The 19,364-nt window shown below is 72.2% G+C and carries 21 protein-coding genes; 13 read left to right on the forward strand and 8 right to left on the reverse strand.

The features are described from left to right. Positions 1–67 precede the first annotated feature (67 nt). Positions 68–892 carry a DUF4184 family protein gene (locus ACWDRW_RS19380; protein ID WP_451724691.1) on the reverse strand — a complete coding sequence of 275 codons (825 nt, stop codon included), beginning with the start codon at positions 890–892 and terminating at the stop codon, positions 68–70. A gap of 322 nt (positions 893–1,214) precedes the next feature. On the opposite strand from ACWDRW_RS19380, the gene ACWDRW_RS19385 reads away from it, so the two are divergent. The 3 genes from ACWDRW_RS19385 (at position 1,215) to ACWDRW_RS19395 (ending at position 4,215) form a co-directional block, all read left to right on the forward strand. Beyond that, on the forward strand, positions 1,215–2,924 hold the full coding sequence (locus ACWDRW_RS19385) for a lytic transglycosylase domain-containing protein (RefSeq protein WP_451724693.1): 1,710 nt from the start codon (positions 1,215–1,217) through the stop codon (positions 2,922–2,924). Positions 2,925–3,066: 142 nt separating this feature from the next. Further along, positions 3,067–3,201 (forward strand): SPW_0924 family protein, encoded by a 135-nt coding sequence (locus ACWDRW_RS19390; RefSeq protein WP_451724694.1) that lies wholly within the window; start codon positions 3,067–3,069, stop codon positions 3,199–3,201. 21 nt (positions 3,202–3,222) lie between these two features. Beyond that, positions 3,223–4,215 carry a DUF3068 domain-containing protein gene (locus ACWDRW_RS19395; protein WP_451724696.1) on the forward strand — a complete coding sequence of 331 codons (993 nt, stop codon included), beginning with the start codon at positions 3,223–3,225 and terminating at the stop codon, positions 4,213–4,215. A gap of 13 nt (positions 4,216–4,228) precedes the next feature. Here ACWDRW_RS19395 and hrpB read toward each other — a convergent pair whose 3' ends face one another. Both hrpB and ACWDRW_RS19405 read right to left on the reverse strand, forming a co-directional pair. Continuing rightward, complete coding sequence (hrpB, locus tag ACWDRW_RS19400; protein ID WP_451724698.1) at positions 4,229–6,832, reverse strand: ATP-dependent helicase HrpB; 2,604 nt, start codon at positions 6,830–6,832, stop codon at positions 4,229–4,231. Positions 6,833–6,881: 49 nt separating this feature from the next. Next, the gene (locus ACWDRW_RS19405; RefSeq protein WP_451724893.1) at positions 6,882–7,706 is read right to left on the reverse strand and encodes a class I SAM-dependent methyltransferase; all 825 of its coding nucleotides are present in this window, start codon (positions 7,704–7,706) and stop codon (positions 6,882–6,884) included. Positions 7,707–8,074: 368 nt separating this feature from the next. Here ACWDRW_RS19405 and rpsA point away from each other — a divergent pair, with 368 nt between their 5' ends. From rpsA to ACWDRW_RS19425, 4 genes are all read left to right on the forward strand, one after another. Further along, positions 8,075–9,574, forward strand: a complete 1,500-nt coding sequence (rpsA, locus tag ACWDRW_RS19410; protein ID WP_451724699.1) for a 30S ribosomal protein S1 — start codon at positions 8,075–8,077, stop codon at positions 9,572–9,574. 222 nt (positions 9,575–9,796) lie between these two features. Further along, complete coding sequence (locus ACWDRW_RS19415; RefSeq protein WP_451724701.1) at positions 9,797–10,735, forward strand: PAC2 family protein; 939 nt, start codon at positions 9,797–9,799, stop codon at positions 10,733–10,735. A 30-nt stretch (positions 10,736–10,765) separates the two neighbouring features. Continuing rightward, positions 10,766–11,374 carry a dephospho-CoA kinase gene (gene coaE / locus ACWDRW_RS19420; RefSeq protein ID WP_451724704.1) on the forward strand — a complete coding sequence of 203 codons (609 nt, stop codon included), beginning with the start codon at positions 10,766–10,768 and terminating at the stop codon, positions 11,372–11,374. Positions 11,375–11,424: 50 nt separating this feature from the next. Then, entirely contained in the window at positions 11,425–11,805 is a 381-nt protein-coding gene (locus ACWDRW_RS19425) for a tetratricopeptide repeat protein (RefSeq protein ID WP_451724705.1), read from the forward strand. On the opposite strand, the gene ACWDRW_RS19430 is transcribed toward ACWDRW_RS19425, so the two are convergent. Next, complete coding sequence (locus tag ACWDRW_RS19430; protein ID WP_451724706.1) at positions 11,802–12,062, reverse strand: DUF6343 family protein; 261 nt, start codon at positions 12,060–12,062, stop codon at positions 11,802–11,804. The two genes, ACWDRW_RS19425 and ACWDRW_RS19430, sit on opposite strands and share 4 nt — an antisense overlap. Before the next feature lie 67 nt (positions 12,063–12,129). Between ACWDRW_RS19430 and ACWDRW_RS19435 the strand changes: the two genes are divergently transcribed. Continuing rightward, the gene (locus tag ACWDRW_RS19435) at positions 12,130–13,029 is read left to right on the forward strand and encodes an acyltransferase domain-containing protein (protein ID WP_451724707.1); all 900 of its coding nucleotides are present in this window, start codon (positions 12,130–12,132) and stop codon (positions 13,027–13,029) included. A gap of 159 nt (positions 13,030–13,188) precedes the next feature. Next, positions 13,189–13,638, forward strand: coding sequence for a DoxX family protein (locus ACWDRW_RS19440; protein WP_451724709.1), 450 nt, complete (start codon positions 13,189–13,191; stop codon positions 13,636–13,638). 83 nt (positions 13,639–13,721) lie between these two features. Here ACWDRW_RS19440 and ACWDRW_RS19445 read toward each other — a convergent pair whose 3' ends face one another. Beyond that, entirely contained in the window at positions 13,722–14,192 is a 471-nt protein-coding gene (locus ACWDRW_RS19445) for an RNA-binding S4 domain-containing protein (protein WP_451724711.1), read from the reverse strand. Positions 14,193–14,265: 73 nt separating this feature from the next. On the opposite strand from ACWDRW_RS19445, the gene ACWDRW_RS19450 reads away from it, so the two are divergent. Next, positions 14,266–14,952 carry a uracil-DNA glycosylase gene (locus tag ACWDRW_RS19450; protein WP_451724713.1) on the forward strand — a complete coding sequence of 229 codons (687 nt, stop codon included), beginning with the start codon at positions 14,266–14,268 and terminating at the stop codon, positions 14,950–14,952. Here ACWDRW_RS19450 and ACWDRW_RS19455 read toward each other — a convergent pair. From ACWDRW_RS19455 to ACWDRW_RS19465, 3 genes are all read right to left on the reverse strand, one after another. Beyond that, entirely contained in the window at positions 14,891–15,391 is a 501-nt protein-coding gene (locus tag ACWDRW_RS19455) for an N-acetyltransferase family protein (RefSeq protein ID WP_451724716.1), read from the reverse strand. The genes ACWDRW_RS19450 and ACWDRW_RS19455 overlap by 62 nt on opposite strands. Then, positions 15,388–15,798, reverse strand: a complete 411-nt coding sequence (locus tag ACWDRW_RS19460; RefSeq protein WP_451724718.1) for a RidA family protein — start codon at positions 15,796–15,798, stop codon at positions 15,388–15,390. The genes ACWDRW_RS19455 and ACWDRW_RS19460 overlap by 4 nt, the downstream gene beginning before the upstream one ends. Positions 15,799–15,888: 90 nt before the next feature. Further along, positions 15,889–16,431: a GNAT family N-acetyltransferase gene (locus tag ACWDRW_RS19465; protein ID WP_451724719.1), complete on the reverse strand. Its 543-nt coding sequence runs from the start codon at positions 16,429–16,431 to the stop codon at positions 15,889–15,891. Positions 16,432–16,629: 198 nt separating this feature from the next. Here ACWDRW_RS19465 and ACWDRW_RS19470 point away from each other — a divergent pair, with 198 nt between their 5' ends. From ACWDRW_RS19470 to ACWDRW_RS19480, 3 genes are all read left to right on the forward strand, one after another. Continuing rightward, complete coding sequence (locus ACWDRW_RS19470) at positions 16,630–17,013, forward strand: hypothetical protein (protein ID WP_451724720.1); 384 nt, start codon at positions 16,630–16,632, stop codon at positions 17,011–17,013. A gap of 4 nt (positions 17,014–17,017) precedes the next feature. Next, entirely contained in the window at positions 17,018–17,788 is a 771-nt protein-coding gene (locus tag ACWDRW_RS19475) for a nucleotidyltransferase domain-containing protein (RefSeq protein WP_451724722.1), read from the forward strand. Between the two features lie 159 nt (positions 17,789–17,947). After that, positions 17,948–19,300 (forward strand): amidohydrolase, encoded by a 1,353-nt coding sequence (locus ACWDRW_RS19480; protein ID WP_451724723.1) that lies wholly within the window; start codon positions 17,948–17,950, stop codon positions 19,298–19,300. Positions 19,301–19,364 lie beyond the last annotated feature (64 nt).

Consider the following 19,364-nt stretch of genomic DNA (forward strand, 5'->3'; position numbering starts at 1 on the left):
GCGAGCACCCCGCGCATCCCCACCGACGTCAGGACGACCCTGGCCACCCTCCTGCTGTGGACGGAGCTCATCCGCCGACCCCGACGGACACCGCAGCCGGACGCCACACCCTGACCCCGAGGGCGTACACCAGCACCCCCACCAGGAGGCCGGCCCCCGCCCCGAAGCACAGGGTCGGGATCAGCTCCCAGGGCTTGGCACGCGACCCCCAGTAGGACCACCACCGCACCGCCCGCAGCAGCGCGAACACCCCCGCGCAGCCGAGCAGCGCCACCGCGGCCACCCACCGGTCCCGTACCGAGAGCACCGGGACCGCGACCGGCCGCACGTCGCCCGGCGCCCGCCGCAGCGCCGCCGTCACGAACACCGCGATGACGGCCGCGGCCACCGCGGAACCGCCGTACTGGAGGTACCAGTACAGCGGCGACCCGGCGATCTCCGCCCCGAGGACGGGGAACAGCCGCATCCCCCACCGGTCCAGATGCGTGAACGCGTCCCACACGACATGGGTCAGCGAGCCGAGCACGGCGGAGACGTACCACCGCGCGAGCAGCTCCGGGCGCACCCGCGCGCGGGGCGCACCGCAGCGCAGCAGCGCGGCCGGCCGGGGCTGCCGGGACGGCGGCAGCAGCGCCACCAACGGCTCGCGCACCAGCAGCCACAGCCCCACCAGCGCCCAGGCGAGGAGCACGTCCACCGTGAACACGCCCGCGAAGGAGTGCGTGACGTCGCCGAACTCCATCGCGCCGGAGACGGCACTGGCCGCGTAGTAGGTGAGATCGGGAGCGAAGGACCCGGCCACGAGGACCGCCGGCACCAGGGGGCCGCGGCCCGTTCCGTCGGTGCGGACGGCGGGCAGCACCGCCGCCGCATGGCTCAGGGTGAACGGCACCGCGGCTCCTCGCTGGGGAGTTGATCGACGCGCCCAGTATCACGTATGGCCAACTGGTGAATATGGGACGTGAACGGGTGCCCGAGGCGCGGAAGTTGTCGTAGGGTCACTTGGGTCGGCGCGCGGGGAGCGTGGCCGGCGGACAGACCGGGAAAGCCGTACGGACAAACAGGACGACCGTGCGGACAAATACGGACGGGCTCGCGGCCGGATCATCCGAACGCCGCATGAGCGCAACCCCCGCGGCGGGTCGTTCGTCACAACAGGGCGACGGGACAGTCAGAGACGGGCGCTCGGGGCGTCCACGGGAGGGGTTCACTCTATGTCGGCGCAATTCGGCAGGAGGCTGTACAAGGGTGCGGCCACCGCCGCCGTGGCCGCACTGGCGGTCGCGGCGCTGTCCGGCTCCCAGGCTCCCGGAGTGACGGTCGACGACCAGGGCAGACGGACCACCTCCGACGCGACGCCCTCACCCGACGCCGCCGCGTCCGAGAGCGCGACCGGCAACTCGCCGTACTACACGGACCTGCCGCCCCTCGACAGCCCCAAGCCCTCGCCGAGCGCGGGCGGCGGGACGGGCGGCACCGACTCCGAATCCGGCATCCCCGCGACCGTCCTGGACGCCTACCAGCAGGCCGCCGCGTCACTGCAGGACGCCAAGCCCGGCTGCAACCTGCCCTGGGAACTGCTCGCGGCCATCGGCCACGTGGAGTCCGGGCACGCCCGCGGTGGCCGGGTGAACGCCGACGGCACGACGACCTCCCCGATCCTCGGCCCGCAGCTCAACGGCGTCGGCTTCGCGAACATCAGCGACACCGACGGCGGCGCGTACGACGGGGACAGCTCCTACGACCGGGCCGTGGGGCCCATGCAGTTCATCCCCTCCACCTGGAAGTGGGCGGGCCGCGACGGCAACGACGACGGCGAGAAGGACCCCAACAACGTCTACGACGCCGCTCTCGCCGCGGGCCACTACCTGTGCCGCTTCGACTGGGACATGTCCGACCCGGACGACCTGCGCAGCGCGATCCTGAGCTACAACAACTCCACGGACTACCTGAACACCGTCCTGGCGTGGCTGGAGCACTACCGCAAGGGCGTCGACGAGATCCCCGACGGCACCGGCACCATCCCCGACGACCGCAGCGACAACGGCGGGGCGAGCGTCTCGCCGTCGCCGCGGCCCGAGCAGACGCCACCGCCGAGCACCCGTCCGCCGGGCAACGGCGGCACCACGCCGCCGCCTTCGCAGCCGCCCACGACCCCGCCGCCCACCACGACCCCGCCGCCGACGCCTCAGACGCCCACCGACACGGTGCACCACCTGGAGGACGCGGGTACCGCGAAGCTCTCCGCGATGGCGGGCGACGCGTTCGACGCGAAGGTGAGCACCCGGGCCGAGACCTCGGCCGGCAAGGGCGTCGGCAAGGTGCGGATCCGCTTCACCATCGTCGGCGACACCGACGCCACCTTCACCGGCGGCGAGAAGTACGCCACCGCGCTCACGAACAGCAGCGGCACCGCCGTCGCCCCCGCGCTCCAGGCGGGCGAGGCGACCGGCGACTTCATCGTCCGTACCACCGTCGTGGGCCGCTCGATCACCGGCCTCGACTACACGGCAACGGTCACCGAACGCGCCGCCGACGCCCTTGCCCGCACCGGTGAGCAGGCGCTGACCTGCACTCCTGGCGGCGAGTTCGCCGGCCAGGTGGAGCTGAAGGCCACCTACAAGGGCGCCGTCGCCGACGGCGTCGCGGCCACCGCCACCCTCGTCAAGTCGGCCGAGGACCCGGCCGAGAACGACAAGGGCCCCTACTTCAAGGACGCCGACGGCAGGACCGTGCGCACCCTGACCGGACTGAAGACGGACGCCGACGGCCTGTTGAAGCTGCCGAAGCTGTACGCCGACGACACCACCGGCACGTTCCTGCTCCGCGTCACCACCGCGGGCGGAGCCACGCTGACGGTCGAGTTGACGGTGGCGGCGGCCGAGTCGCCGTCGCCGACTCCCTCCACGAGCCCCAGCGCGTAACCCCGCACGACCCAGGCGGCGCTCCTCCCGACGGAGGGGCGCCGTCGTCGTGTGCGACGTGTTCTCATCTCGCCCGCGCGTTGCTACGGTGCCGACGACCTGACGATGCATCAGGTCTCAGCTCCGGCTCCCGGGAGGCCGTATGCGCGCCCTGATCGCCGCCGCGACCGGTCTCGCGGTCGCGCTGGCCCTGGTGTTCACGATCACCGCGCTGGGCTCGCCGACGGGCGAGACCTCCCCGAAGCCGCTGCTGACGACGGTGCCCGCACACCCGTAACCGCCCGGGAGGGAGGCCGAGATGCGCCGCAAGGCCAGTCTGATCCTGCTCGCCCTGGCCGTCTTCTTCGCCACGCTGTCCCCGATGCTGCGCTGGTACGCCTTCCCGCGCCTGGCCAAGATCCCGGCGAACCAGTACCAGGACATGGTCCTGGAGGCGAAGGACGCCACGCTCCTCGACTACGGCACGATGAAGGCGCGGAAGGTCTCCAAGGTCACCATCGTGCAGACCCTCAAGGGCAACGTGGAGGCCTCGGAGAAGATCGAGGAGACGGCGGGCCGCGACGTGGTCGTCTGGGACGGCCTCTCCTATGTCCAGGGCCCCGACGGCGAGATGGTCTCCCAGATCCCCGAGCGCTACATCTTCGACGCCCACACCCAGGAACCGGTCCACGCCACCGGCGAGATGGTCGACGGCGACCCCGTGCGCCGCGAGGGCATCGAGTTCAAGTGGCCCTTCCTGACGGAGAAACGGTCCTACGAGTACTTCGACGCCCAGACCCGCACCTCCGCGCCCATCCACTACAAGGGCACCGAGGACTTCCGCGGTGTCGAGGTCTACTACTTCGAGCAGACCATCCCGTGGACGAAGGTGCCGTACCCCAAGAAGCTGCCCGTGGGCGGCGTGACCGCGGAGTCCCTCGACCGGACCGGCACCACCCGCTGGTACACCACGGTCCGCAAGTTCTGGGTCGAGCCGCTGACCGGCGCACCCGTCTACGGCGAGGAGATCCACAAGGAGGAACTCCGAGGCGGCACCCTGCTCGGTGACCGCGACAAGGTCACGGCCTTCTCCGGCCACGTGAAGATGCGCGAGGACTACATCGACCACACGGTCGACCTGGTCAAGTCCAACCGCACCCTGGTCGCGCTGCTGACGTCGTACCTGCCCTGGAGCTTCCTGGGCCTCGGCATCCTGCTCCTGTCCCTGGCCCTCTACCTGGAGGCCAGAAGCCGCCACCCGGCGGACCCGGACCCGGCCGAGGACGTGACGGCGGAGCCGGTGAACGCCTGACCCCGCGGTTCCCTCAGGCGCCGCCGGCCTCGCGCCGGGCCCGAGCCGCCGTGTGCCGGGTCGGCTCGGCGCTCGCCGGGTCCTCCGGCCACGGGTGCTTGGGATAGCGCCCCCGCAGCTCGGCCCGCACACCCTTGTAGCCGTCCTTCCAGAAGGAGGCGAGGTCGGCTGTGACGGCGGCGGGGCGGCCCGCGGGGGACAGCAGGTGGACCAGTACCGGGACCCCCGCCACCGTGGGGGACTCGTGCAGGCCGAACATCTCCTGCAGTTTCACGGCCAGGACCGGCTGGTCGGGGTTCGTGTAGTCGATTCGGATCCTGGACCCACTCGGGACGGGCAGCCGTTCGGGTGCCAGCTCGTCCAGGCGCGCCGCCTCGCCCGACGCCCAGGGCAGCAGGCGGCCGAGCCCCGACCCCGCGTCGATCCGGGCCAGGTCGGCACGCCGCCGGGAACGGCTCAGCTCCGGCTCCAGCCACTCCTCCACGCGCGCGTGCAGGGCGGAGTCGGACACGTCGGGCCACGGCTCACCGACCCGCTGTCGCAGAAACGCCAGCCGCTGCCGCAGCACGACCGCCTCCGGCGACCATCGCAGCAGACCGAGCCCCTCCTGCCGCAGGCCTTCCAGCAGTGCGTCGCGTACGAGGGAGGCGCCGGGGTTCTTCAGCGGGCGCGCCGTCAGCTCGATCGCCCCGAGGCGCTCCACCCGGCGTGCGACCACGTCGCCGTCGGCCCAGTGGACCTCCTCGCCCTCGCGATACAGGGGGGCCGCCGCCGTCCGGGCCGTCTCCTCGTCCACCACCGCGGCGAGCTGCACGCGCGCGTGCCCCTTGCCGACCGGACGGTCCGCCACGGCGACCGCCAGCCAGGGCGTCCCGCGCAGGGGTGAGCCCTCCCGCAGTTCCGCCCGGGTCCCGGAGGCCATGAGGTAGGAGCCGCCGTCGAGCCTGGCGACGCGCTCGGGGAAGGCGAGCGCGGCGACGACTCCGGCGAGCCGGTCGACGGACAGGGCCGCCTCCTGGGCGGGAGCGCCGGGTCCGGCCCCGGCGCCCACCGCCTGACCGAACGCGCGGGAAGCCTCCCCGGCGGCGGTTCGCGGTTGCCGGTCCTGCGGAGTTCGGCCGAGGGCATCGTCGGCAGCGGCGCGCAGCCGCCGGACCTCACTGCGCCACCGGCCCGCGTAGGCGTCACCCCCGTGCCGGGCCGCCCGCAAGGCCGTCGCCAGGTCGTCGCCGTACTCCCGCGGCGCCTCCTCCGACAGCAGTGCGACCACCTCGGCACCCGCCCCGGACGTGTCCAGCAGCGCCCTTCCCAGCCGCGGGTGCACCCCGAGCCGGGCCAGCCGCAGCCCTCGCTCCGTGGCCCGCCCCCGGGCGTCCACGGCCCCCACCGCCGCCAAGGCGGCACGCGCCGCCGCCATCGCCCCCGCCGGTGGCGCGTCCAGCAGTGCCAGGCCGGCCGCCGACGGGTCGCCCCAGCACGCCACCTGGAGCGCGAACGCCGTCAGGTCGGCCACCTTGATCTCGGGGGAGGGGAAACGCGGCAGTCGGGTGTCCTCCGCCTCCGTCCAGCAGCGGTACACCGTCCCCGGCGCCTCACGTCCGGCCCGGCCCGCCCGCTGGCGTCCCGCCGCCTGTGACGCCCGTACCGTCGTCAGCGCGCTCAGCCCGCGCGCGTGGTCGACGCGTGGCTCGCGCGCGAGGCCCGAGTCGACGACCACCCGGACTCCGGGGACCGTCAGGGAGGACTCCGCCACGGAGGTCGCCAGGACCACGCGGCGGCCCGCGGAAGGAGACAGCACCGCGTCCTGCACCGCCGCCGGGGCCCTGCCGTGCACCTGGAGCACCTCGACCTCGCCCAGGTCGCCCAGCTGTCCCGCCACCCGCGCGATCTCGCCCACGCCCGGCAGGAAGCAGAGCACGTCCCCGTCCCGCTCGGTCAGTGCCCTGCGCACCACGGCCGCCACATGCGTCAGCAGCGCCGGGTCCACCCGCATCCCGTGCGGCGGCCGCACCGGTCGTGCGGGCGGTGCCCAGACGGTCTCCACCGGATACGAGACGCCCTCCGCCTCGACCACCGGCGCGCCGCCCAGCAGCCGGGCCCAGCCCGCCGCGTCCGTCGTCGCCGACGCGGCCAGCAGCCGCAGCTCCGGGCGCAGCGCCTGCCGTACGTCCCACAGGAAGGCCGCCGCCGTGTCCGCGTCCAGATGGCGTTCGTGGCACTCGTCCAGGACGACGGCGTCCACGCCCGCCAGCTCCTGGTCGCGCTGCAGTCGCTGCAGCAGCACACCCGTCGTGACGACCTCCACGCGCGCGTGCCGTCCGACCACGCGCTCACCGCGCACGGTGTAGCCGACGCTCTCGCCGACCTTCTCGCCCAGCAGCCACGCCATCCGCCGGGCGGCGGCGCGGGCGGCGATCCGGCGGGGCTCGGCGACGACGACCCGCCCGGCCGCGGAGCCGTCGCCCAGGAGGCCCGCCAACGCCAGCGGTACGAGGGTTGTCTTGCCGGTGCCCGGCGGCGCCACCAGGACAGCGGTGCCGTCAGCGTCCAGGGCCTCGGTCAGGCTGGGCAGGGCACTGCGTACGGGAAGGGCGTCCAGGGCGTCGTAACGGATCACGCCACCAGTGTCGTACGACGGCGGAATCGCCCCCTACGCGCGCGTGCCCTCAGTCCCGCTCGCAGACGAAGATCGCCGTCCCCGGGATCAGGTTGCCGCGCAGCGGGGACCAGCCGCCCCACTCCGCCGTGTTCCAGGCCGGCCACTCCGGCTCCACCAGGTCGACCAGGCGGAAGCCGCCGGCGACCACGTCACGGACCCGGTCCCCGATCGTGCGGTGGTGTTCGACGTAGACCGCCGCGCCCTGCTCGTCCTGCTCGACGTACGGCGTGCGGTCGAAGTAGGAAGCGGACACGGACAGGCCCTCGGGGCCGGGCTCGTCGGGGAACGCCCAGCGGATGGGGTGGGTGACGGAGAAGACGAACCGGCCGCCCGGGCGCAGGACCCGGCGCACCTCGCGCAGCACCAGGACCGGGTCGGCGACGAAGGGCAGCGCCCCGTACGCCGAGCAGGCCAGGTCGAAGGAGGCGTCGGCGAAGGGGAGGGCGCCCGCGTCGGCGCAGACCAGGGGGAAGGCGCCGCCGATCCGCAGCGCGTGCTGGAGCTGGCGGTGGGAGAGGTCCAGGGCGACCGGGCGGGCGCCCTGCGCCGCCAGCCAGCGCGAGCACTGGGCCGCGCCGGCGCCGATCTCCAGGACGTCCCTGCCCTTCAGCTCCTCCGGCGGGCCGAGCAGCTCCGCCTCCACCTCGTCCAGGCCCTCGGGGCCCCAGACGAAGCGGTCGTCGCCGAGGAAGGTGCCGTGCTCGATCTGGTATTCGTCCGCGTTGCGGTCCCACCAGCCCCGGTTGGCCCGGGAACTCTCCGTGACGTCCGCGGCACGCCGTGTGGCCTCGGGTTCTGTGGCGGACTGCTGTGATCCGGGCTCTTGGATGATCGGCTCCCTCGTCGTACTCTTCCGTGCAACCCGTCGCGGCGGCCGTCACGAATGGGGCGCCATCACGCGCGCGTGGCCTCGTGAGACAGGTTTTGTGCCGGGTATGCGGCGATCCGCCCCGGGTGTGCGCCTTCGCGCATTGACCCTGCCCGGCTGCCCCCGTATGCTACAAGTTGCGCTGCGGGCCTGCGCACCTCAGACGTAGCAGGCTGCGCTCGCATCTGTTGTATGTCCCCTCGGTTGTCGAGGCGTCATCACCAGTTCACTGGTGGGGCGCTTCCTTGGCTGTCCGGCTTCTTCAGAGCGATACGGGCTCCCGGCGTAGCAGTACCTACGACTTCAATGTCCGTACCGGAGCCCTTTCCCACATGACGAGCAGCACCGAGACCACCGCCACCACCCCGCAGGTTGCGGTCAACGACATCGGTAACGAGGAAGCCTTCCTCGCCGCGATCGACGAGACGATCAAGTACTTCAACGACGGCGACATCGTCGACGGCGTCATCGTGAAGGTCGACCGGGACGAGGTCCTGCTCGACATCGGTTACAAGACCGAAGGTGTCATCCCGAGCCGCGAGCTCTCGATCAAGCACGACGTCGACCCCAACGAGGTCGTCGCCGTCGGTGACGAGATCGAGGCCCTGGTCCTCCAGAAGGAGGACAAGGAAGGCCGCCTGATCCTCTCGAAGAAGCGCGCCCAGTACGAGCGTGCCTGGGGCACCATCGAGAAGATCAAGGAAGAGGACGGCATCGTCACCGGTACCGTCATCGAGGTCGTCAAGGGTGGTCTCATCCTCGACATCGGCCTCCGCGGCTTCCTCCCGGCCTCCCTGGTCGAGATGCGCCGTGTCCGCGACCTCCAGCCCTACGTGGGCAAGGAGCTCGAGGCGAAGATCATCGAGCTGGACAAGAACCGCAACAACGTGGTCCTGTCCCGCCGTGCCTGGCTGGAGCAGACCCAGTCCGAGGTCCGCCAGACGTTCCTCACCACCCTCCAGAAGGGTCAGGTCCGATCCGGCGTCGTCTCCTCGATCGTCAACTTCGGTGCCTTCGTGGACCTGGGTGGCGTCGACGGTCTGGTCCACGTCTCCGAGCTGTCCTGGAAGCACATCGACCACCCGTCCGAGGTTGTCGAGGTCGGCCAGGAAGTCACCGTCGAGGTCCTCGACGTCGACATGGACCGCGAGCGTGTCTCCCTGTCGCTGAAGGCGACCCAGGAAGACCCGTGGCAGCAGTTCGCCCGGACCCACCAGATCGGTCAGGTCGTCCCGGGTAAGGTCACCAAGCTGGTTCCGTTCGGTGCGTTCGTCCGCGTGGACGAGGGCATCGAGGGTCTGGTCCACATCTCCGAGCTGGCCGAGCGCCACGTGGAGATCCCGGAGCAGGTCGTCCAGGTCAACGACGAGATCTTCGTCAAGGTCATCGACATCGACCTCGAGCGCCGCCGCATCAGCCTCTCGCTGAAGCAGGCCAACGAGTCCTTCGGTGCCGACCCGGCCTCGGTCGAGTTCGACCCGACCCTGTACGGCATGGCCGCGTCCTACGACGACCAGGGCAACTACATCTACCCCGAGGGCTTCGACCCCGAGACCAACGACTGGCTCGAGGGCTACGAGACCCAGCGCGAGGCGTGGGAGACCCAGTACGCCGAGGCGCAGCAGCGCTTCGAGCAGCACCAGCAGCAGGTCATCAAGAGCCGCGAGGCCGACGCCGCTGCCGCTGCCGAGGGCGGCGACGCCGCGGGTGCGGCTCCGGCCGCCTCCGGTGGTGGCTCGTACTCCTCCGAGGGTGCCGACAACAGCGGTGCGCTCGCTTCGGACGAGGCGCTTGCCGCGCTTCGCGAGAAGCTGGCCGGCGGCCAGAGCTGAGCCGACGCTCACTGAGCAGTAGCTCATAACAGAGGGCCGTACCTTTCGGGGTACGGCCCTTTGGCATGTCCGTCGGTCGGCATGTCCGTCGGCCGGCATGTCCGTCGGCCGGGGGAGTTGCCGTACCCCTGTTTCATCAAGCCTCACTCTCCGCCATGATCGCGGGAATGGCCCCGCCCCCCTCCGCGTTGTCACGTAGGAACACGAGGAGGAGCGGTCACTGTGCTTGATCCGCAGGGTTTGTACGCATGGGAGCCGAAGGGCCTGGCAGTCGTCGACATGGCGCTCGCCCAGGAGTCGGCCGGCCTTGTCATGCTCTACCACTTCGACGGATACATCGACGCGGGCGAGACCGGCGACCAGATCGTCGACCGGCTGCTCGACTCGCTGCCCCACCAGCTCGTGGCCCGCTTCGACCACGACCGGCTCGTGGACTACCGCGCGCGCCGCCCGCTGCTGACCTTCAAGCGGGACCGCTGGGCCGACTACGAGGTGCCGGCCATCGAGGTACGGCTCGTCCAGGACGCCACCGGCGCCCCCTTCCTGCTGCTCTCCGGCCCGGAGCCGGACGTGGAGTGGGAGCGCTTCGCCGCCGCCGTCCAGCAGATCGTGGAGCGGCTCGGCGTCCGGCTGTCCGTGAACTTCCACGGCATCCCCATGGGCGTCCCGCACACCCGGCCCGTCGGCCTCACCCCGCACGGCAACCGCACCGACCTCGTCCCGGGCCACCGCAGCCCGTTCGACGAGGCCCAGGTGCCGGGCAGCGCCGAGTCGCTGCTGGAGTACCGCCTGATGGAGGCCGGGCACGAGGTCCTCGGCGTCGCCGCGCACGTCCCGCACTACATCGCCCGCTCGCCCTACCCGGACGCCGCCCTGACCGTCCTGGAGGCCATCACGGCCGCCACCGGCCTGGTCCTGCCGGGCATCGCCCACGCCCTGCGCACCGACGCCCACCGCACCCAGACCGAGATCGACCGCCAGATCCAGGAGGGCGACGAGGACCTGGTGGCCCTGGTCCAGGGTCTGGAGCACCAGTACGACGCCGCGGCGGGAGCGGAGACGCGCGGCAACATGCTGGCCGAGCCGGTCGACATCCCGTCCGCGGAAGAGATCGGGCTCGAGTTCGAGCGGTTCCTGGCGGAGCGGGAAGGCGACAACTGACGCGGGCACGGCAAGCTCTATCCTCGGCGCATGCTGAAAGTAGGCCTGACCGGCGGCATCGGCGCCGGTAAGAGTGAGGTGTCGCGGCTGCTCGTGGCGTGCGGGGCCGTCCTGATCGACGCGGACCGCATCGCACGGGAGGTCGTGGCCCCGGGCACGCCCGGACTCGCCGCGGTCGTCGACGCCTTCGGCGCCGACGTCCTCGCGGCGGACGGGAGCCTGGACCGGCCCAAGCTCGGCTCCATCGTCTTCGCCGACCCGGACCGGCTCGCCGTGCTCAACTCGATCGTGCATCCCCTGGTCGGCGCCCGCTCCAGGGAGTTGGAGCAGGCCGCCGCCGAGGACGCCGTGGTGGTGCACGACGTTCCGCTGCTGACGGAGAACGGACTGGCGCCGCTGTACGACGTCGTGGTCGTCGTCGACGCGAGCACCGAGACCCAGCTCGACCGGCTGGTGCGGCTGCGCGGCATGAGCGAGGAGGACGCCCGCGCGCGGATGGCCGCCCAGGTGACGCGCGAGAAGCGCCGGGAGATCGCCGACATCGTCATCGACAACGACGTACCGCTCGAAGAGCTGCGACGGCGGGTGCGGGACGTGTGGGACGAACTGCGGCGCAGGGCCCACCCGTCCCAGGAATAGCGGCCCCGCGTCCGGGCGTTGAAGCCCTTCAGTGAGGGAAGGACTCTGCCGTGCCCGAGACCAGCGGTTCGACCGGACGTACTCCGGAGACGCATGTCATCGACTTCCGTGCCGCCGAGCATCTGCTCGCCGCACGGGACCCGCGGGGCGCGGTGAAGTTGCTCGACGGTGTCATCGCCGCCCACCCCGAGAACACCGCCGCCCGGCTGCTGCGCGCGCGTGCCTTCTTCGCGGCAGCGCAACTGCGCCCCGCCGAGCTGGAGTTCACCATCGTCCTGGAGCGGGAGCCGGACAACGCCTTCGCGCACTTCGCGCTCGCCCGCACCTACGAGCGGCAGGGACGCGACGAACAGGCGGTCCGCCACTTCCGGCTGGCGGCGGCCCTGGACCCCAACCCGCAGTACATGAAGGCCGCGCGGTTCGACTCCTAGGGACCGTCCGGGGGCCGGTACGGCGGCACGTCGGGGCCCGGCTGGTAGTGCGGGCCCTGGCGGATGTGCCGGACGATGAAGAACATGTCCACGGCGACGACGACCGCCAGGACCCCGCAGGCCACGGCCCAGCCCGTGCGGCCGGCCAGCGCGAACGCCGCCGTGCCGAGGACCGCCCAGACCAGCCCCCACACACTCAGCCAGAACCGCGTGCGCAGAGCACTGCGCGCGGTCGTGGGTTCACTGCCCGTACGCATTCGGATCACCACTCCTCCTTCGGAACGTACTCTTCGACCGTGCGTTCACAAAGTGGGGGTGTGTGCCGTGCCGTTGCCGGATGACGACGATCTGCCGGAGATCCTGATCGACCTCGCCGTGCCCCACGAGGACATCGGGCCGCTCGTACGCATGCGTCGCCGGGTCCTCGACGATCCGGAGCTACGACAGGCCCTGGAGGCCTCCGTCGAGGAGCTGGTCCGGGACATGGGGCAGGTGGGCACGCGGGTCGAGGTGCCCGAGCTGGACTGGCCCGCCGGGCCCATGCGGCGCTGCTTCCCGGTGTACGTCCTGCTCGCGGTCCTGCCGTACACGCGCGCGTACCACCGCGATCGGGGCATCTCCGCCGAGGTGTCCCGGCGCACCCTCGCCGACCTCGGCCGGCACATCGCCGTCCACCGCCGGCGGTACGGCTGTGCGGGGGTGCAGTCCCCGGGCTGGCTGTACCACCACTTCCGCGGGGAGCTGTACCAGCTGGGACGGCTGCAGTTCGAGCGCAGCAGGCCGGGGACGCGCTCCGGGCGGGCGCTCGCCGAGGCCGGCCTCGACCCGGGGGCCGCGAGCCTTGATCTCCACATCCCCGACTTCCACGGGCCCCTGACCCCGGCCGCCTGCGACCGGTCCCTGGCGCTGGCCCGGGAGTTCTTCGCGCGGCACTTCCCCGAGGAGCGTCCCGCGGCCGTGCTGTGCCACTCCTGGCTGCTCGATCCGCAGCTCAGGCAGTATCTGCCGGCCGATTCCAACATCGTCCGCTTCCAGGAGCGGTTTCGGCCGGCGTGGGAGGACAGCGAGGAGGCCGACACCGAGCCGGTGCAGTTCGTGTTCGGCGACCCGGACCTGCCGGTGGAGGGCCTGCCCCGGCGTACGGCGGTGGAGCGGGCGGTGGGGGACCATCTGCGGGCGGGCGGGCACTGGTACATCGGGCACGGGTGGTTCCCGCTGCAGTGATCACGGGCGGTTCCGGTTTCAGTGATCACGAGCTGTGCTGCCTTCCGCAATTTCCGCGGGCCAACTTCCCTCGTGCGGCGATGAGTTTCGCGAGGGTCCACGGTCTATCCGTTTGACCGTGACCGACAGCGACACCGACGCCGTACACAGGAGAACCCCATGTCCGAGACCACCGCTTCCGCTCCCGCCTCCGTCCCCGTCATCGCCGAGTCCGCGACCGCTCGTGGGCGGCGTGCCCGGATCGCGCTGCGCGGGCTCCAGATCCTGCTCGCGGTGTTCTTCGCGGTGGCCAGCGCGCTGCCGAAGCTGATCGCGCACTCCTCGGCCGTCGACATCTTCGACGACATGGGCTGGGGCAGCGCGGGCATATACACCATCGGCGCCCTCGAACTCGCCGGAGCCGTCGCCCTGTTGATCCCGGCGCTGCAGTCGGTGGCGGGGGTCGCGCTGAGCGCGCTGATGGTCGGGGCGTTCGTCGTCCAGCTCTCCGTCTTCGACGGGCAGAACGCGGCCACGCCGCTCCTTCTCATCGTCCCGCTCGCCCTCATCGCCTGGGCGCGGCGCGGCCACAACGCGGAGCTGCTGCGGCTGGTGCGGCGACAGGCATGACACGACGTACGTACGGCGACGGCGGCGTCCGGCGGCCTCAGGGCCCGGCGTCGGGCGCGGCCGCTGCCGTACGTCCGGCTCGGTCAGCGCACCGTGGGCCCACCGCTGCCCTTCTCCATGGCGCGCAGGCGCTCCAGCTCGCGGCGGTCCCGCTTGGTCGGGCGGCCGGTGCCGCGGTCACGGATGGCGATCGGGGCGACGGCCTCGCGGGGCGGGGGCGGCGGGGAGTTGTCGGCGTAGCACTGGACGGCGACCGGGGCGCCGACGCGCTTGCGGATCAGCCGCTTGACCACGACGATCCGCTCCCGGCCCTCGTGCCGCAGCCGCACCTCGTCGCCCACGCGCACGGAGTAGGCGGGCTTGACGCGCTCGCCGTTCACCCGGACATGGCCGCCCTTGCAGGCGGCGGAACCCAGCGAACGGGTCTTGATCAGCCGAACCGCCCAGATCCAGCTGTCGATGCGGACGCTCTCCCCGGCCTGCGGCGCGGCAGCCTCGGCGGCGGCCGCGGCGGCCTGGTCGCCGCCCTGCTCTTCGTCACCCTCGGAAGCCATGTTCCCGACCTTAGCTCTTGAGCCCGGAAGGCGGCCCGGGCTTTTCGGCGAGGCCGCGCCTTACGGTGGAGGCATGGATCCCCTCCTCGCGCTGGACCGCCGGATCGCGGGCTGCCGGGCCTGTCCCCGGTTGGTCGAGTGGCGGGAGGAGGTGGCCCGTACCAAGCGGGCGGCCTTCGCCGACGAGACCTATTGGGGGCGCCCGGTGCCGGGGTTCGGGCCCTCCGACGCCCGGCTGCTGATCGTCGGGCTCGCCCCGGCCGCGCACGGCGGGAACCGCACCGGACGGATGTTCACCGGGGACCGCTCCGGGGACGTGCTGTACCAGGCGCTGTACGACGTCGGGCTCGCCTCGCAGCCCACCGCGGTCGCCGTGGACGACGGTCTGGAGCTGTACGGCGTGCGCGTCACCTCGCCCGTGCACTGCGCTCCGCCCGCCAACAAGCCCACGCCAGGGGAGCGCGACACCTGCCGGCCCTGGCTGGTGCGGGAGCTGCGGCTGCTGCGGCCCGGGCTGCGGGCGGTCGTGGTGCTCGGCGCCTTCGGCTGGCAGGCGGCGCTGCCCGCGCTGGCGGAGGCGGGCTGGACGATCCCGCGGCCCCGGCCGGTCTTCGCGCACGGAGCCCGGGTGCCGCTCGACGGCCTCGGCCTCTACGGCTGCTTCCACGTCAGCCAGCGCAACACCTTCACCGGCCGGCTCACCCCAGAGATGCTCCGGGAGGTGCTGCGGAGTGCGGCCCGGGAGGCGGGGCTGCCCTAGGGGTCCAGACGTACCGTACGTCCGGTTCCCGCTCCTCGTTGCCGCTGCCGTCGGTGCGCTCCACGGCGACGAAGCCATGACGTTCGTAGAAGCGGTGGGCGGGCTTGTTGACCTGGAAGGTCCATAGGTTCAGCCCCTGCGGGCTGCGCTCCTTGGCGAGCCGCACGAACCGGTCGCCGAGGCCGCGTCCGCGCCACTGCGGTGCGAGGTAGAGCTGGGAGAGCAGCTCGCCGTGCAGGACCATGACGCCGACCAGCGTGCCGTCCGCCTCGGCGACCCAGGTCTCCCGGCGCGGGACGACGACTTCCCGGAAGTAGTCACGGACCTCGTCGTCGGAGTGGGGCCGCACGACGGTCGGGAGGGCGGCGGAGAAGGACCGCAGCCAGACGTCCGCGGCGGCGGAGGCGTCTTCGGCCGTGGCCCTGCGCAGGATCGTCACCGGGTCTCCTCGGGGACGACCGCGGTGGCCGTGATCTCCACCAACTGACCGGTGTATCCCAGGCAGGCGACCCCGAGGAGCGTGGACGAATGCGGCCCGATGCTCAGCCCGGACGCCTCGACGACCTCCCACACGGTGGACAGTACGGCGGGCTCGTTGCTGACGACGTAGACGTCGGTGGCGAGGACATGCGCCAAGTCGCTTCCCACAGCAGCCAGTTGCTCGGTGAGGTTGGCGATCACCTGCTCGGCCTGCCGTACGGGATCCCCTTCACCGACGATCTTCCCCTCGGCGTCGAGCGGTACGGCTCCGGCGAGGAAGGCGAGCTTGGTACCGGCCTCGACGACGGAGGCGTGCGAGTAGGTGGGGGGAGGGAAGAGGGCGGGGGTGGTGACACGCTGGATCACGGCGGCTCCCGGAGTGACGGCGGACAACCCACTGATCTTCGTGGCGCGGTGATCGACACCGCATCCGATTTTCCCGCCCGGCGTTGCGGCCTACCGCTTCGAGCCGGTCTTCCAGTCCTGGGCGAGCAGTCCGAGCACCACCTCGTCCAGGAACTCGCCCATCACCCAGGCCGAGGAGCGCAGGACGCCTTCGCGGACGAAGCCGTTGCGCTCGGCGGAGCGCAGCATCGCGTGGTTGTCCGACAGCGTCTCGATCTGTATCCGCTGCAGGCCGCGCACATCGAAGCCGTAGTGGCACAGCACCGCGACCACGTCGGTGCCGTAGCCCTTGCCACGGCAGGACGGCAGCAGACCGAGGCCGATGTGCGCGGACCGGTTGTGGTTGTCGATGCCCCAGAGCGTCGCGGCGCCGATCAGCGTGCCGCCCTCCAGCTCCACCGCGGAGAACTGGACGTGCCCCTCCTCCTCGTCGTCCACCACGAGCCGGGGATCCTTCGCGCCGGGCGTGATCGGCCGCCATGGCCCGCTCTCCGCCCGCGCGGCGTTGGCCACGTCGTCGTAGAGCTCGGTCCGCAGGACCGGTATGTCCTCCTCGTGCCGGGCCCGCAGCCCGACTTTCTCGCCCCTGAGCATGCGAGCTTCCTAACCGACCGGTCGGGCCCGCGGCAAACGATTTGAACTCCGGACCCGGGGAGTCCGGACCCGGGGAGTCCGGACCCGGGGAGTCCGGACCCGGGGAGTCTGGGTCCGGAGAGTCTGAGTCCGAAGGGGTGGGTCGCCCCGATAAGCGCTCGACAGCCACCTCACCATCCGCCACCCTCGACGACAGCCATGTCACGGACCGTCCATCACACCCCGAACCGCCACCGTACGGCGCCGGCCCACTGGCCGCTCGGTACGGCGGGCCCGTGCACGGCACATGCGCTGGCCGAACTCCGCTTTTCCCACGCGGAGTTGTCGCGGGCGAGGCGAGAGGGCCGCCGCCCCGGCCCCGAGCGCGTGGTCCGGGCGTTCGCCGCGTACACCTACCCCCGCGGCCTGGGCGAACGGTGGACGAGCCCGTACGAGAGGAGGGCGAGGGCGGCCCTCCAGGCCTTCCGCGTCAAGGCCCTCCACCACCTGCGGGCCTCTTCGCCGGGCTCTCTCCACACGGCGGCCGAGACCCTGGACCACCCGCCCACCCGACACCGCCACCGCGATCCCTGGGAGGCCTGACCCGGTGCCCGACTTCCTCGACACCACCGCCGACCGCCTGGCCGCACTCCCGACGGTCCGAGCGGTCGCCCTGGGCGGCTCCCGCGCCCAGGGCACCGAACGCCCCGACAGCGACTGGGACTTGGCGATCTACTACCGAGGCCCCTTCAACCCCGCCGACCTCCGCGCCCTGGGCTGGGAGGGCGAGGTTTCCGAGGTGGGCGGCTGGGGCGGCGGAGTCTTCAACGGCGGCGCCTGGCTGACCATCGACGGCCACCGCGTGGACGTCCACTACCGCGACCTCGACGTGGTGGAACACGAACTGACAGAGTCCGAACAGGGCCGCTACCGAGTGGAACCCCTCCTCTTCCACCTGGCCGGGATCCCCACGTACCTGCTGGTGGCGGAACTGGCGGTCAACCAAGTGCTCCGCGGTGAGCTGCCCCGGCCGGCGGGCTACCCGGAAACGCTGCGCCGCACGGCACCGGAGCGCTGGTACGGCACGGCCCGGGCCACACTCGCCTACGCCGAGGCCAACCATGTCGAGGAGGGTCGGCGTACCGAGTTCGCCGGTGCCCTCGCCGTCGCCGCGGCGCAGACGGGGCACGGTGTGCTGGCCGCCCGCGGGGAATGGGTGACGAACGAGAAGCGGTTGCTCGAGCGCGCCGGGCTGCGAGGCGTCGACGAGATCGTCGGGGCTCTCGGAGTGGAGCTCGGCTCCTTGCGCCGAGCGGCCGCCGACGCGGGGCGGTTGTTCGAGCGGGCGATGGAGAGCGCGGTCTCGGCGGGTCCGTGAGGGGGTCAGCCGAGTCGTGCCCACACCGGGGCGTGGTCCGAGCCCGGAGCCCGGGGTGCCGAAGGCCAGGGTGCTCGAACGGCGGGGGTCGTGACGGAGCGGGGATGACATGCGCGGTTCGGCTCACACCCTGCCCGTACACCGTCGTACGGTGGCCGCATGACGCCGACCGTCGCCGATCTCGTCATCACCGGGTGCACCGCTCTGACGCACGACGACAGTGAGCGGATCCGGTTCCTGGAGGACGCCGCGATCGTCGTCCGGGAGGGGGTGGTTGAGGCCGTCATCGGCGCCGGTGCAGCCCACGGGGTGTCCGCCCGCGAACGGATCGACGCCCGCGGGCAGGTCGCCCTGCCGGGCCTCGTCAACTGCCACACCCACGCGCCGATGGTCGCGCTGCGCGGGGTCGCCGAGGACCTGCCGACCGAGGAGTGGTTCAACGACGTCGTCTGGCCGATCGAGTCCAACCTCAGCGAGCGGGACGTGGAGTTGGGCGCGCGGCTCGCGTGCGCCGAGATGATCCGGGCCGGGGTCACGTGCTTCGCCGACCACTACTTCGCCATGGACGCCGTCGCCGCCGTCGTCGAGGAGTGCGGGCTGCGGGCCCACCTCGGCGAGGCCTATTTCTCCTCCCAGGGGCCTCAAGGGCGGGAGCGCTCACTGGAGTTCGCGCTCCGGCACCGAGGGGGCGCGGGCGGCCGTATCACCACCGCGCTCGCCCCGCACGCCCCCTACACCGTCACCGACGCCGACCTCGCCGCCACCGCCGACCTCGCCCGTGAGCACGGACTGCCCGTCCATCTCCACGCCGCCGAGAACCGCGCCCAGGCGGAGCACAGTCTCGAACGGCACGGCGTCACCCCCATCGGCGTGCTCCAGCGCACCGGGATCCTCGACACCGACGTGCTCATCGCGCACGGCACCGGGATCCTCGACAGTGATCTGCCCCTCCTCCAGGAGGCGGCCGGCCGGGTCTCCGTGGCGACCGCGCCCCGCGGCTACCTCAAGTTCGCCTGGCCCACCACCACTCCGGTGCGCGCCCTGCGCGAGATCGGCATCCCGGTCGGACTCGCCACGGACGGCGCCGCCTCCAACAACTCCCTCGACGTCTGGGAGTCGATGGCGCTCACCGCGCTGATCCAGAAGTCGGCCACCGGTGACCCCCGCTGGCTGACCGCCCGGCAAGCCCTGCATCACGCCACGCTCCAGAGCGCCCGAGCCGTCGGACTCGGGGACCGGTTGGGCACCCTCGCGCCCGGCCGCCGCGCGGACATCGTCCTCGTCGACCTCACCGGGCCGCACACCCAGCCCGTCCACGACCTCGCCGCGACCCTGGTGCACAGCGCCCGTTCCTCCGACGTACGCACCACGATCGTCGACGGCCGCGTCCTGATGCGGGACCGCGAGCTGCTGACGCTGGATGTGCCGGCTGTCGTACGGGAGTTGGGGGAGCGCCTGCCCGGCCTCCTCGACCGGAGCCACGGCAGGCGGATCCAGGAGTACGACACCTGAGAGCCGACCGGGTCCTGATCGGCGTAGCGAAAAATCTTGGGACCGAGCGATGAGTTCCGCTCCT

Source organism: Streptomyces sp. NPDC003635 (genome assembly GCF_053587635.1).